The sequence below is a fragment of the Paramesorhizobium salinisoli genome (genome assembly GCF_003335045.1).
In the GTDB taxonomy this organism is placed as follows: domain Bacteria; phylum Pseudomonadota; class Alphaproteobacteria; order Rhizobiales; family Rhizobiaceae; genus Paramesorhizobium; species Paramesorhizobium salinisoli.
Map to the genome: position 1 here is coordinate 617,072 of NZ_QOZG01000001.1, position 13,849 is coordinate 630,920.

A 13,849-nucleotide genomic window follows, 5' to 3' on the forward strand; every position below is an offset into this window, starting at 1 on the left:
ACAATGTTCCCACCCGAACTTCATCTTGCTACCGTCTCAAACCTTTTGGAAATCCTACTGATTTTATGAACTATAAGTCAGCCCCTCGGCCCCTCTCTCAATCCGCGCAAAGAAGCGAAGCCCGATGAGCACCGGTCCTGTACGCATATTGGTGACGGGCGCATCCGGCTTTATCGGACGCGCGCTCGTCCCGCATCTGCTGAAAGCCGGCTATGCCGTTCGTGCGACGTCGAGAGCGCCGGATAGACTCAACTCTGAAGGCGTCGAGACGGTAATGCTCCCTCCTCCCGATGCACCTCCGGCTGATTTCGAGGCGCTCATCGCCGGATGCGACCATGTCGTGCACCTCGCCGCGATCGCTCATGCCGCGCGCGAGCAGGCCGCCGCTGCCTATGAAGCGGCCAACAAGGTGCTGGCCGAAAGACTGGCGGAAGCCGCACACCGCGCCGCGCCGGGCAAGTTCGTGTTCATCTCCTCTATCCGCGCGCAATGCGGACCGGTACGCGACGGCATCGTGCGTGAAACCGATCCGGCCACGCCAGAAGACGACTACGGAAGGGCAAAGCTCGCCGCCGAACGGACGATCGCCTCCATATTTGCCGGCAGCGGAAAATTTACTATCCTGCGCCCGGTCCTGGTCTATGGTCCCGGCGTTCGCGGCAATATGGGGATGCTGATCCGCCTCGCCCGCACGCCACTGCCCCTGCCCTTCGCCAGGCTTGACGCAAGGCGCTCGCTCCTCGACCGGGAAGCGCTCTGCGACGCCATCCTGCATGCCATGCGGGAACCGCGCACCGATGGTGGAACCTATCTCGTCGCCGATGCCGCGCCGCTTTCCGTGGCGGAGATCGTCGTTGCGGTCCGGATGGGCCTCGGCCGGCGCGCCGCTCTTTTTCCTCTCCCGCAATCATGGCTGGAGGGCCTTGCCGGCCTCGCCGGTCAGTCCAAGCGATGGCAGGCCGTCACTGGCGGCCTCGTCGCAAGCCCGCTTCTCCTGGAGGCCACGGGCTGGAGCCCGCCGACCGACACCTTCCGCCGCATTGCCGGAAGCGTTCGGCAAGAACGCGGGAAGTGACGCGCTTCCGCCGCGCTCAGATGTTGAAGGCCGCCCCGATCAGCGCCTTCGTATAGGCCGCGGCGGGCGTCTCGAAGATCGCGTCCGTCTCCCCCTCCTCAACGATACGCCCGTTCTTCATCACCACCACATAGTCCGCCATGGCCTTCACCACCGAAAGATCATGGCTGATGAAGATGTAGGAAAGCCCGTGCGCCTGCTGCAGATCGCGCAAGAGCGCGATGACCTGCCCCTGCACCGAGCGGTCGAGCGCCGAGGTCGGTTCGTCGAGGATGACGACCTTGGGCTTGAGGATCATCGCCCGCGCGATGGCAATGCGCTGCCGTTGCCCGCCGGAAAACTCGTGCGGATAGCGGTTGCGCGATGCGGGATCGAGGCCGACTTCCTCAAGTGCCTTGGCCGCCCGCTGGTCCCGCGTGTGCTTGCTGAGCTGCGGCTCGTGGACGAACAGCCCTTCGGTGATGATTTCACCAACTGTCTGGCGCGGCGACAGCGACCCATAGGGATCCTGGAACACCAGTTGCAGCTGGCGCCGCAGCGGCCGCATCGCCGCCCGGTCGAACTTCGAGATATCGGTCGCACCGAAGCTGAAATAGCCGCTGCCGGGAAGGAGCTTGAGCAGTGCCCGCCCGAGCGTCGATTTGCCCGAACCGGATTCGCCCACGATGCCGATGGTCTGCCCCTGCCGCAGGCGTATGCTGACACCGTCCACCGCGCGGAACACCATCGGAGAACCGCCGAGCAGGCCGCCACCGAGCGAGAAATCCACCGCGACATTCAGCCCCTCCAGAATGATTGGCGCATGATCCGGCGGCGGCTCTTTCCTGCCGCTGGGCTCGGCGGCGAGGAGCATCTTGGTATAGCCAGCCTTCGGCCGCTCGAAGATATCCGCGGTCGTCCCCTTCTCCACCACTTCACCGCGGCGCATCACGACCACCCTTTCGGCGAAGTGCCGAACGATGCCTAGATCATGCGTGATCAGCACGATGGCCATGCCGAAACGGCTCTGCAGCGACCGCAGGAGATCGAGGATCTGCGCCTGGATGGTCACATCGAGCGCCGTTGTCGGCTCGTCGGCGATGAGCAGATCCGGCTCGTTCGCCAGCGCCATGGCGATCATCACACGCTGCCGCTGGCCGCCCGAAAGCTCGTGCGGATAACTGTCGATCCGTCGTTCCGGCTCCGGTATGCCGACGAGTTCCAGAAGTTCGAGGACGCGGGTTCTCGCCTGTTTGAAGCTGCCGCCGCGATGATGCACGATGGGTTCGGCAATTTGTCGCCCGATTGAGTAGAGCGGATCGAGCGATGTCATCGGCTCCTGGAAGATCATCGTGATCTTCGAGCCGCGCACCTGGTTCAGGGCCTTGGACGAAAGTCCGATCAACTCCTTGTCGCGATATCGGGCCGAACCAGTGACGCTGCCGTTCCGGGCGAGCAATCCCATGATGCCCATCATCATCTGGCTCTTGCCCGAACCGGATTCGCCCACTACAGCCAGCGTCTCGCCCGCCCTGACATCGAGATCGATACCCCTGACTGCCTCGACCGCGCCATCGGGCGTCGAGAAACGGACCTTGAGGTCGCGAACGGCGAGGATGGTTTCGCCCTTCTCCCTGCTCAGGATTTCGGTCATCTCAGCGGTCCTTTGGATCGAGCGCGTCGCGCAAGCCGTCGCCGACGAAATTCAGCGAAAACAGTGTGGCGACGAAAAAGGCGGCAGGGAAGATCAAAAGCCATGGCGCCGACTGGATGTTGTTTGCGCCATCCGCGATCAGCACACCCCAGCTCGTCAGCGGGGCCTGCACGCCGAGGCCAAGGAAGGACAGGAAGCTTTCGAGCAGGATTACCTTCGGCACCACCACCGTGACGAATATGATCACCGGGCCTATCGTGTTCGGGATGATATGGCGGCGGATGATCTGCCAGTCGGTCGACCCCAGGGCTTCCGCCGCGCCGATGAACTCGCGCCGTTTCAGCGCCAGCGTCTGCCCGCGCACGATACGCGCCATGTCGAGCCATTCGACCGCGCCGATGACGAGAAAGATCAGGATGAAACTTCGCCCGAAAAACACGACGAGCACGACGACGAGGAACACGAAAGGCAGCGAATAGAGGATTTCGACGAGCCGCATCATGACATTATCGACCCGCCCACCGAGATAGCCCGAGACGGCGCCGTAGAAAACGCCGATCCCGAGCGAGACCAGGCTCGCCAGCAACCCGACGGCGATCGAGACCTGCCCGCCGAGCATGACACGCACGAGGAGATCGCGGCCGTTGCTGTCGGTGCCGAAGGGAAAATATTCGCGGCTGACTTTCCCCGTCAGTGTCATCGATTTTCCGTCCTGGCCGGTTCCTGTGACCGCGGTGTCGCGAAACTCGTTCGCGCGGTCGAAATAGCGCGCCGTGCGCGGATCGATAGGCCTGTCCGATGTCACGGTGGCGGTGAAATTCTGCCCCTCGACCTCGAACGACTTCAACTGGACACGGGCGCGCGCGGCGACACTTTCCATGACCCCTTGAAGCGCCGAACTATCCGGCAGCGGCTCCAGGCTGGGCGGCACCAGGATATAGGAAGGAAAGACCTGATCATAGGCATGGCTGACGAAAAAGGGTCCGAGAAACGAGAACAGCGCGATCAGCGCCAGCATGATGCAGCCGGACATGGCGGCGCGGTTGCGCCGGAAGCGGATGATCGCCAGCTGAAACAGGCTGCGGCCAATGGTTTCCGGCGTCGATACATCAGGCACATGGCCAAGATCAGTCATGGCGCACCCTCGGATCGAGGAAACCATAGAGAATATCGACCACCAGATTGAACAGGATAACGAAGATGGCGATGAGGATCACGGTTCCCATGATCAGCGTATAGTCACGGTTGATGGCGCCAAGGACGAAATAGCGCCCGACGCCCGGAATGGTGAAAATCGTCTCCACGACGGCCGAACCTGTCAGAAGCGCCGCGGCGCAAGGCGCCAGATAGGAAACGATCGGCAGCATGGCGCCGCGCATGGCATGGGTGACGACGACGGTTTTCGCCGGCAGCCCATAGGCCCTGGCGGTACGGATGTGATCGGTATTCAGCGCCTCGATCATCGAGCCCCTCGTCAGCCGCGCAAAGACGGCAAGCTGCGGCAGCGCCAGCGCCAGCATCGGCAAAATGAGGAAGCGCAACGAGCCATCGCCCCAGCCACCCGCCGGCAGCCAGGCAAGCATGATCGCGAAGATCAGCGTGAGCACGGGGCCGACCACGAAATTGGGCACCGTTACGCCGATGGTCGAGATCGACATGATGATGAAATCGAGCATGCTGTTCTGCCGCAATGCCGCGACCGTACCGGCCAGTACGCCGCCGATGAGCGCAAGCAGAAGCGCATAGAAGCCGAGTTCGACGGAATAGGGCAAACCCTTGCCGATCAGCTCGGCGACCGTATTGTCCTTGTAGATGAAGCTCGGCCCGAAATCGCCCCTGACAGCATTGCCCATATAGGTCAGATATTGCCGCCATAGCGGCTCATCGAGATGATAGGTCCTCATCAGATTCTCCATCGTCTGTGGAGGAAGAGGACGCTCGAGATTGAACGGCCCGCCCGGGGCAAACCGCATCAGGAAGAAGGAGAGCGTGACGACAACGAACAATGTCGGCACGGCACTCGCCAATCGGCGCAGAATGAAAAGCAGCATGGCATGCTCCAAGCGATGCACGCGGCAACCGGAAGGTCGCCGTGTGCCGCGCTATTGCATTATCGGGCCCAATCGGATCGGGCCTATTCGGCAACGCTCAGGAATTTGCTGAGATGCTGGTTCGGCGCATTGTCCTGCCAGCCCTGCACCTTGTCCGAAACGAGCCAGAGATCGGCCTGCGTCAGCAGCGGGGCAACCGGCTGCTCCTTCATCAGGATTTTCTCGGCCTCATGCAGGATGATCGAGCGCGCTGCCGGATCCCGCTCCGTATAGGACTGCTTCATCAGTGCGTCATATTCGGGATTGTTGAACTTGCCGTAATTGAACGTCTTGTTGCCGCTGACGCTCAAGGCGAGGAAGTTTTCCGCATCCGCATAATCGGCCACCCAGCCGGCGCGGGCGACGTTGAACTTGCCGTCTTCCTGCAGGTAGGCGTAATGCGACGAAACGTCGAGATTGAGCAGCGAGACCTTGGCGCCGAAAATATTCTTCCACATGTCGGCCACCGCAGTCGCCACACGCTCATGGTTCGGATTGGTGTTGTAGCGAATCTCGATATTGAGCGGCTTGCCGCCCTCGCCATAGCCCGCTTCCTTCATCAACTCGACCGCCATGTCCTCGCGATCAAGCTGTGACATGTCGGAAAAATCGGCCTTGGAAGGTTCGCCATAGCTCTCGATACCCGGAGGGACCATCGAATAGGCGGGAAGTTGCGATCCGCTATAGATCTCCTTCGCAAGGAAATCGCGATCCACAGCCATCGAAAGCGCCCGCCGGACACGCACGTCGTTATAAGGCTCGACGCGTGAATCGAAGGCGTAATAATAGGTTGCGAGCGTCGGTGAAACATGGACGCTGTCGCCATAGGACTGGCGCAGCCGGTCGATCTGGTCGGCTGAGAAATTATAGACGAGGTCCATTTCCTTCGCTTCGAAGCGGCGGACCGAAGCCGCCTGGTCATCGATGGGGTAGAATATGACCTTGTCGAGCTTTACATTGGCTGCATCCCAATATTCCGGGTTCTTCTCGACAGTGAGGTTGTCGTTCGGCACATGGCCTGTGAGCTTGAACGCGCCGTTCGAGACCATGATGCCCGGCTGGACGAACTTTGTTCCGTTCTTCTCGACGCTCGCCTTCGAGACAGGCAAAGCCGTCTGGTGCGCCAGGAGTTCGAGGAAGAATGGCGTCGGCTGCTCCAGGGTGATTTCAAGCGTCTTGTCATCTACCGCCTTGACGCCGAGTTGATCGACCGGCAGTTCGCCCTTGTTTACCTTCTCGGCATTCTTGATGGGATAAAGGATATTGGCATATCCCGCCGCCGTCTTCGGATCTTCGATCCGTTGATAGGAAAAGACGAAATCGCCGGCCGTGACGGGCGAACCATCGGACCATTTTGCATCCGGCCGCAGCTTGAACGTGTAGACCGAGCCGTCGTTGGATGCGCTCCAGCTTTCCGCCACGCCCGGCACGATCTTGCCGCTGGCGTCATAGATCGTCAGCCCTTCATAGAGGTCCTTGAGGATAAATTCCTCAATATTGATAGAAGTATGCGCCTGATCGAGCGTCTGCGGCTCGCCGGCATTGCCGCGATGCAGAACGGCTTCGGCGAGCGCAGGGCTCGCGCCGATCAACAGCGATCCGATCAGGGCAGCGGCGCGGAGGCTTATCTTGGGTAGTGTCATTTTGTTCTCCCTCTTTTGGGTTGTGATAAAAGTGAAAGGCAATTCGCCATCAAAGGCAAGGCTATTTCGTAGCTTGACCCCAGTTCTCCGTTCAGCGGCTTTGCGTGGAGAGGGCCCCTGCGACCTTCTGTTTAATCGCTATGCTTTCGTCATGTCCTATGCTTTCTTCGGGGCAGCGAGAGGACTGATTTTGTGCAAATGATTGAATGAAAACAATGCGGCTGAGGGGATATCATGGACAGGATTGATTGCGTGATATCAGGAGCGGGCGTCATCGGCCTGGCGGTGGCGCGCGAGATGGCCAATCGGGGATTCGACACATTGGTCCTCGAATCGGAGAACATGATCGGCACCGGCACGAGTTCGCGCAATTCGGAGGTGATCCATGCCGGGATCTATTATCCCAGTGGCAGCCTGAAGGCGCGCCTTTGCGTCGAGGGCCGCGCTGCTCTCTATGCATATGCCGATGAACACGGCGTTCCCTTCTCGCGCTGCGGCAAGCTGATCGTCGCCTGCCATAAAGATCAGCAGGCTAAGCTTGACATCATCGCCGGACATGCCGCGGCTTGCGGCGTTCATGATCTCAGGCAGCTTTCCGCAGTCGAAGCGAAGGCCATGGAGCCGGAGCTTGCCTGCACAGCGGCGCTGTTTTCACCTTCGACCGGCATTATCGACAGCCACGGCCTTATGCTGGCGCTGCAGGGTGATGCCGAACTGAAGGGGGCGACCGTTGCCTTCAACACCAGATTGCTTTCTGGCGAAGCGGGAGGCGAAGGTATCGTCCTGCGGACCACGGATACGCAGACCGGCCGCTCCTATGAACTCATAGCCGACCGTTTCATCAATGCCGGCGGGCTCTTCGCGCAGCAGATCGCCGCCTCTATCGAAGGCATGCCATCGGCGCATATCCCGAAACAGTACCTCGCCAAGGGCAATTATTTCTCCGCACTCGGCAAAACCCCGTTCTCCCATCTCATCTACCCCGTTCCGGAAGATGGCGGCCTCGGCGTGCATCTGACACTCGACCTTCACGGGCGGATGCGCTTCGGCCCCGATGTGGAATGGATCGAAACCGTTGATTATACAGTCGATCCGCGACGGGCGAAGCGGTTCTACGCGGCGATACGGGCCTATTGGCCGGCCTTGCCGGACGAATCCCTGCAACCTGCCTATAGCGGCATCCGCCCCAAGCTTTCCGGTCCCGGAGAGCCCGCCGCCGATTTCCTGATCCAAGGGCCGAAAACCCATGGAATACCCGGCATGGTCAATCTCTTCGGGATCGAGAGCCCCGGCCTCACCTCATGCCTGGCGATCGCGAAATACACGGCTGACATGGTCACCCCTCATTAGGGCCGATGCGCTGATTTGGCCTTTGTCGCAGGCCGAAAAATTGGCTATGCCACGCGGGTGTACGGTGGGTCTGCGCCGTCGTCCCCATTGCATCAACCCTCATCGGAACCATCATGCTGAACGGAATCATCCTGGCTTTTGCCTCCTATGCGGCGTACGCGTTCAGTGATGCCTGCGTCAAATTCCTCGACGGAAGCCTCTCGCCCTACCAGATCGCTTTTTTCGGCGCCCTGTTCGGGCTGACAGCCCTGCCCTTCATGAAGCGCGAGAACGAGGGCTGGCGAGATATCTTCATCACCCGCAACAAGCCGATGTGGCTCCTGCGAACGATCATGGCCACATCAGGCGTGATCGGCAGCGTCGTCGCCTTCACATATCTGTCTATGGCCGAGGCATTCGCACTGATCTTCCTGCTTCCCGCATTCGTGACGATTCTCTCCGTGATATTTCTGAAGGAGCCCGTCGGATGGAGGAGATGGTCCGCCGTGGCGATCGGCTTCGCCGGCGTGCTGATCGTGCTTCGTCCCGGATTTCGCGAGCTTTCGCTTGGTCACCTCGGCGCGCTGATCGCGGGGTTCAGCGGAGCTGTTGGCATCATCATCTTTCGCGTCATGGGAAACTCTGAAAAGCGTATCACGCTTTATTCGAGCGGACTGTTCGGCCCCATCATTATCTGCGGTCTGCTGACCGCCTTGACCGGCTATGCGAATCCGACGCCTGAACAATGGATTTACCTCGCCGGCTACGGCCTTCTCGCAGCATTGGCCAGCATCCTTTTAATGGTTGCCGCCCGGCGCGCGCCGGCCAGCGCCATCGCCTCCCCGCAATACAGCCAGATGATCTGGGCAGTCCTGTTCGGCTATTTCGTCTTTCACGACACGATCGACCTACCGATGTTGACCGGCATTATCCTGATCATCATTTCAGGCTTGTTCACTTTTATCCGCGAGGAACAAAAAGGCGTGGCGAAACCGCTTTCGGTTGCAACATCCGAACCCGGGCCAGTCCTCACGCCGGAGGAAGCCTCCCCGGATAAAAGCGCATAGGCAAGACCCTTATCCACCGATCAGCGGCACGAACCTGACGCCGCCGAGATCCTCCTCCTCGAATTGGGTGCCGCTCACACGGGTGATCTTCAGGAGGCGCTGGCTGCGAGCCTCAGCGCCAACCGGAATCACCAGCCGCCCGCCGATATCGAGCTGGTCCATCAGCCTTTGAGGGGCCTTGGATGCGCCCGCCGCCACAATGATGGCATCGAAGGGTGCAGCTTCGGGCCAGCCTTTCGTCCCGTCGCCGACACGCAACTCGATATTGTCGAAGCCGAGCTTTTCGAACCGCCCGCGTGCACCCTGTTCCAGCGCCGCGTGCCGCTCGATGGTGTAGACGCTTTTGGCGATCCCCGCCATAACAGCGGCCGCATATCCCGAACCGGTTCCGACCTCGAGCACCTTGTCGCCCGGCTTCACTCCCGCCGCCTCGATCATCAACGCGACGATATAGGGTTGGGAGATCGTCTGCCCTTCGCCGATCGGCAGCGGCTCGTCCTCATAAGCGAACGCCTCGAAACCGGGATCGACGAACGCCTCGCGCGCAACATCGCGCATCGCATCAAGGACATTTCGATCGCTGATCCCACGGCGCACCAACTGCCGGTCAACCATGCGGTAACGATTGTCGGACATGATGTTGGGCATGATCATCGCCTTTCCGGCGCTCAACTCATTAACGGTGCTATTGTTCCCACCCGGAACAAACAAGCGTCTCGGCCATTTCCATCACATCTGAGGATCGCAAGCATGGCCCGCCGTACCTATTGGAAAGGCTATTTGAAACTGTCGCTCGTGACATGTCCGGTCGCGATGATGCCTGCCACGACGGAAAGCGAGAAAATCCGCTTTCATACTCTGAACCGCAAGACAGGTAACCGCATCGTCAGCCGCTACGCCGATGCTGTCTCGGGCAAGCCCGTCGATGAGGACGATGAGGTGAAAGCCTATCAGACCGGCGAAGACCAGTATGTCATCCTTGAAGACGAAGAACTCGATTCCGTCGCGCTGGAAAGCACCCGGACCATAGACATTGATGTCTTTGTCCCGCGCGATAGCATCGAATGGATATGGTATGACACGCCCCACTATATGATGCCCGACGATCCGGTAGGCGAAGAGGCCTTCTCGGTCATCCGCGATGCGATGGCGGCGACTGATACAGTTGGCATTTCACGTCTCGTCATGTACCGCCGTGAAAGGGCTGTCATGCTGGAACCGCGAGGTCGTGGGATCGTCGTTTGGACGTTGCGCTACGGAGACGAGGTTCGCAATCCGGACGATTATTTCGGCGGCATTGAGGACGTCCCTGTCGACAAGAAATTGATGCCCCTTTTAAAAAAGCTGATCGAGGAACGCACCCATCCGTGGGACCCTTCCATGGTAAAGGACCCGGTGCAGGACCGCCTGCTGGATATCATCACCGCTAAGAAAAAGGGACGCAAGAAGCCCGCCAAGGCAAAAGCCGAGGCGGCAGCGGAACCGGATCAGCCCAGCAACGTCATCAACATCATGGACGCCCTGCGCAAAAGCATCTCCTCAGATGGTAAGGCGGGGAAACGGTAGGATTCAGGAAGCCTTCCTGCCTCGCTTTTTCGGTGTTTCCAGCGGAACCGCCGCCGCCCGGAAACCGTCCCAAGGATCCTTGCGCAGCGATGCAAGCCGGGTCGGCATGTTGATTACGGTGAAATAGGCCGGCCCGATATCGGGGCTCAGTTCCTCCCACGTCAAGGGCGCCGAGACGGCGGCGCCAGGACGCGCGCGGCTGGAATAGGGTGCGACGGCGGTAGCGCCTCTCTGGTTTCGCAGATAATCGACAAGGATTTTTCCACGCCGTTTCGATTTGGTAATGGTGGAGACGTAGAGGTCAGGACTGTCGGCCGCCATGGCATCGGCAATCGCCTTCGTGAATGCCTTCACCGCCGGCCACCCGGCCTTCGGCTCCAGCGGCGCCACCACATGCAGGCCCTTCCCGCCCGATGTCTTGACGAACGAGGCCAGCCCTGCCTGGGTGAGCCGTTCCCGCACCTCTTGCGCGGCATCGATTACCGCCTGCCACTCCACGCCTTCGCCGGGATCGAGGTCCATGATGATCATGTCGGGGCGTTCCCAGTCCTGCACGGTCGAGCCCCATGGATGAATTTCCAGAACAGCGCCCTGCACCAGCCCGATCAGGCCGTCGAGATCGTTGATGCTGATCATCGCCTCGCCCGATTTGTCCTTGGGATCCTTTGCGAGGTTGATATCGGGATTGAGACCCTTCCATGCATGCTTCTGGAAAAACGAGTGCCCGGTAATACCCTGCGGACAGCGCACCAGCGCGAGCGGACGCCCCACGATGAAAGGCGCGATATGCCGCCAGATCTCGGTATAGTAATCGGCGAGGCCTTCCTTGGTGACGCCCTCCTCCGGCCAGTAGATACGATCCGGATGGGTCAGCCTGACTTTGCGCCGCGGCGTTTTGGATGTGGTAGGAGCCATTTTGGTGGTTTCCCGCACGACACTCTCCGCCGATTTGTCTTCCCGCAGCCCTCTGAATGAAGCATGCCTGATATGGTCGCCGGCTGTCCAGCTGCGAAACTCGATCTCGGCAACGTTTTCAGGCCTGACGTAACGGACCTGCCGCGCCTCCTCCGCCGTCAGCCGTTCGGCAAAGGGGCTGGAAGGAATGCGGATACGCTCCAGCCGACGATAGAGATCTTCGGCAAGAGAGGCGGTGAACCCGGTTCCCACCCGCCCCACATGTATGAGCTTGCCTTCTTCGTAATAGCCCAGAACCAGCGAGCCGATCGCCTTGTGCGACGTAGACGACGGCACATAGCCAGCAATCACGAACTCCTGCCGGGCCGAACATTTGGACTTGATCCAGTTCTTGCCCCGTCCCGACCGATAGGGGGCATCCCGCATTTTCGAGACAATGCCTTCGAGGCTCAACCGGCAGGCGTGGTTGAGTACGACGCTGCCTTGCTCGTCGAAATGCGAACTGTAACGGATGATCCTGGACTGATTGCCCACAAGCCGCTCCAGCAGCTTCTTGCGCTCGATGAGCGGCAGGCCTCTCAGATCATATCCATCGAAATAGAGCAGGTCAAAAACATAGAAGACAAAACGGTCCGCCCGTCCTTCGCTCAAATCCGCCTGCAGCGCGGAAAAATCCGAAGCGCCGGTTTCCGTCTCTACGACAAGCTCGCCATCGATCAGCCCGGTGCCGAGCGGCAGATCGCGCAGCGCAGCAGCCACCTCATTGCCGAACTTCTTCGTCCAGTCCAGGCCGCTACGGGTCAGGAGCTTGACACGTCCTGCCTCGATGCGCGCCTGCAGCCGATAGCCGTCGAACTTGATCTCGTGGAGCCATTGTGCGCCGGGAGGCGGCTTTGCTGCGAGAGTGGCAAATGTCGGCTCGACAAACGCCGGCAGTGAGGCCTTCGTCGCACCCTTGATGGCTGAGGGATCGGGCATCAAGGGCGGCTCCTCCGCTGGCGGAGCGGGCTTGGTCTTGCGTGTTGTCGTCTTGCGCTCGGTCTTTCCCGTTTTCGAGGACCAGCCCGGCTCCTCGCCCGCAACCTCCTCGACCTTCCGCCCCGTCTTCACCGATTCAGGACGCTCTTCCAGAATGTCCGGCGCGCCCTCGGGCCGTGCCGCCTCGTCCTCCCCCTTGATAAGCAGCCAGTTGACGCGCTTCTCGCGCGGATTATGCGCCATGCGCACCAGATGCCACCGCCCCGACAGCTTCTCGCCGTGAAGCTCGAATTCGAGATGCCCCTTCGCGAAGCCCTTTTTCATATCCGTGACCGGCGTCCAATTCCCGCGGTCCCAGACGATGACCGTTCCGCCGCCATATTCACCCTTCGGGATAGTGCCTTCGAAGCCGCCATACTCCAGCGGATGGTCCTCAACCTGCACGGCGAGCCGCTTTTCACCTGGAACGAGGCTGGGACCCCGCGTCACCGCCCAGCTCTTGAGAACGCCATCTATTTCGAGCCGCAGATCGTAATGTAAGCGACGCGCGGCATGCTTCTGGATGACAAAACTGTTTCCGGCCTTTCGCGCCTTTCGCCCCTTTGGCTCAGGCGTCGCCTCAAAGTTCCGTTTTGTCCGGTACGTTCCAAGCCCTGACATCGATCAGCATGCCTTCCCGGTTCAGCCCGCCTTCCGTTTGGTGGCGGCAGGCGCTTTCTTGGCTTTGGCCCGTGTGGAAGAGGCTTTCTTCTTTTCAGCGCCGGCGCTTTCGCGCAGGGCCTGCATGAGATCAACCACCTTGGCCGCCGGGCGTTCCTTCCTCGCCTCGACAGGCCTGCCCTCCATTTTCGCCTTCACCAGCTCGCTAAGTGCTGTCTCGTATCGATCATCATATTCGCTCGGGTTGAACTTGCCCTTCTTGGTACCGATGATGTGCTTGGCCAGATCAAGCATCTCTCCCTTGATCCTGATCTCCGGCACCTCATCGAAGGCTTCCTTCGCCGACCGCACTTCGTAGTCGAAATTGAGGGTCGTCGCGATCAGCCCCGCATCATAAGCCCGGATCAGAACCGATCGGACGCGGCGAAAGAGAACAGTCTGTGCCAATGCCGCAACTTTGTTGGCGCGCATCCCTTCGCGGAGCAGGACGAAAGCCTCGGTGGCGTGCTTGTCGCTGGGCGCGAGGTAATAGGGCTTATCGAAATAAACACTATCGATGTCGCTGCAGGCGATGAAATCGGAGATGGCAAGCGTCTTGTCGCTTTGCGGCACGGCTGATGCAACCTCTTCGGGTTCCAGCATCAGATATTCGTCAGCGCCGATCTCATATCCCTTGACCTGCTCGTCCCTTTCGACCGGCTTTCCGGTCTGGCTGTCGACATATTCCCGCCTGAGACGATGTTTCGTCGCCCGGTTGAGCATATGAAGACTGATCCGCTCGGATGTCGAGGCGGCCGTATAGAGGGCCACCGGACATACCAGTTCACCGACCTTTAGAAAGCCCTTCCAGTTCGCTCTCGGCGCCACTTTCACCTCTTATGTCAGGATAAGGC

Annotated in this window: 10 protein-coding genes and 1 pseudogene; 4 read left to right on the forward strand and 7 right to left on the reverse strand. The window is 60.2% G+C overall.

Translation table 11 applies throughout. From position 1 onward, the window contains the following. Positions 1-124: 124 nt before the first annotated feature. Positions 125-1,075: an NAD-dependent epimerase/dehydratase family protein gene (locus tag DUT91_RS02910; protein ID WP_114438827.1), complete on the forward strand. Its 951-nt coding sequence runs from the start codon at positions 125-127 to the stop codon at positions 1,073-1,075. A gap of 16 nt (positions 1,076-1,091) precedes the next feature. On the opposite strand, the gene DUT91_RS02915 is transcribed toward DUT91_RS02910, so the two are convergent. The 4 genes from DUT91_RS02915 to DUT91_RS02930 all read right to left on the reverse strand — a co-directional run bounded on the left by DUT91_RS02915 (position 1,092) and on the right by DUT91_RS02930 (position 6,441). Beyond that, a complete protein-coding gene (locus DUT91_RS02915) occupies positions 1,092-2,708 on the reverse strand; it encodes an ABC transporter ATP-binding protein (RefSeq protein WP_114438828.1) in 1,617 nt (538 codons plus the stop codon). Between the two features lies 1 nt (position 2,709). Further along, complete coding sequence (locus DUT91_RS02920) at positions 2,710-3,843, reverse strand: ABC transporter permease (RefSeq protein ID WP_114438829.1); 1,134 nt, start codon at positions 3,841-3,843, stop codon at positions 2,710-2,712. Beyond that, positions 3,836-4,759, reverse strand: a complete 924-nt coding sequence (oppB, locus tag DUT91_RS02925) for an oligopeptide ABC transporter permease OppB (RefSeq protein ID WP_114438830.1) — start codon at positions 4,757-4,759, stop codon at positions 3,836-3,838. The genes DUT91_RS02920 and oppB overlap by 8 nt, the downstream gene beginning before the upstream one ends. A gap of 83 nt (positions 4,760-4,842) precedes the next feature. Then, a complete protein-coding gene (locus tag DUT91_RS02930) occupies positions 4,843-6,441 on the reverse strand; it encodes a peptide ABC transporter substrate-binding protein (protein WP_114438831.1) in 1,599 nt (532 codons plus the stop codon). A gap of 234 nt (positions 6,442-6,675) precedes the next feature. Here DUT91_RS02930 and DUT91_RS02935 point away from each other — a divergent pair, with 234 nt between their 5' ends. Next, a complete protein-coding gene (locus DUT91_RS02935; RefSeq protein ID WP_114438832.1) occupies positions 6,676-7,791 on the forward strand; it encodes an NAD(P)/FAD-dependent oxidoreductase in 1,116 nt (371 codons plus the stop codon). A gap of 113 nt (positions 7,792-7,904) precedes the next feature. Then, a complete protein-coding gene (locus DUT91_RS02940) occupies positions 7,905-8,837 on the forward strand; it encodes a DMT family transporter (protein ID WP_114438833.1) in 933 nt (310 codons plus the stop codon). Between the two features lie 15 nt (positions 8,838-8,852). Here the strand turns inward: DUT91_RS02940 and DUT91_RS02945 are convergent. After that, positions 8,853-9,473: pseudogene (locus tag DUT91_RS02945) on the reverse strand (protein-L-isoaspartate(D-aspartate) O-methyltransferase); the annotation flags it as partial. 114 nt (positions 9,474-9,587) lie between these two features. Between DUT91_RS02945 and ku (DUT91_RS02950) the strand changes: the two are divergent. Continuing rightward, positions 9,588-10,403, forward strand: coding sequence for a non-homologous end joining protein Ku (ku, locus tag DUT91_RS02950; protein WP_114438834.1), 816 nt, complete (start codon positions 9,588-9,590; stop codon positions 10,401-10,403). 3 nt (positions 10,404-10,406) lie between these two features. Here ku (DUT91_RS02950) and ligD read toward each other — a convergent pair whose 3' ends face one another. Continuing rightward, positions 10,407-12,956 (reverse strand): DNA ligase D, encoded by a 2,550-nt coding sequence (gene ligD, locus DUT91_RS02955; RefSeq protein WP_114438835.1) that lies wholly within the window; start codon positions 12,954-12,956, stop codon positions 10,407-10,409. 21 nt (positions 12,957-12,977) lie between these two features. Continuing rightward, entirely contained in the window at positions 12,978-13,829 is an 852-nt protein-coding gene (gene ku / locus DUT91_RS02960; protein WP_200834878.1) for a non-homologous end joining protein Ku, read from the reverse strand. Positions 13,830-13,849: the final 20 nt, after the last annotated feature.

Bases quoted from the DNA above. Each gene is read 5' to 3' on its own strand.
- DUT91_RS02910 (WP_114438827.1), top strand. From the start codon at position 125: ATGAGCACCGGTCCTGTACGCATATTGGTGACGGGCGCATCCGGCTTT.
- DUT91_RS02915 (WP_114438828.1), bottom strand. From the start codon at position 2,708: ATGACCGAAATCCTGAGCAGGGAGAAGGGCGAAACCATCCTCGCCGTT.
- DUT91_RS02920 (WP_114438829.1), bottom strand. From the start codon at position 3,843: ATGACTGATCTTGGCCATGTGCCTGATGTATCGACGCCGGAAACCATT.
- oppB (WP_114438830.1), bottom strand. From the start codon at position 4,759: ATGCTGCTTTTCATTCTGCGCCGATTGGCGAGTGCCGTGCCGACATTG.
- DUT91_RS02930 (WP_114438831.1), bottom strand. From the start codon at position 6,441: ATGACACTACCCAAGATAAGCCTCCGCGCCGCTGCCCTGATCGGATCG.
- DUT91_RS02935 (WP_114438832.1), top strand. From the start codon at position 6,676: ATGGACAGGATTGATTGCGTGATATCAGGAGCGGGCGTCATCGGCCTG.
- DUT91_RS02940 (WP_114438833.1), top strand. From the start codon at position 7,905: ATGCTGAACGGAATCATCCTGGCTTTTGCCTCCTATGCGGCGTACGCG.
- ku (WP_114438834.1), top strand. From the start codon at position 9,588: ATGGCCCGCCGTACCTATTGGAAAGGCTATTTGAAACTGTCGCTCGTG.
- ligD (WP_114438835.1), bottom strand. From the start codon at position 12,956: ATGTCAGGGCTTGGAACGTACCGGACAAAACGGAACTTTGAGGCGACG.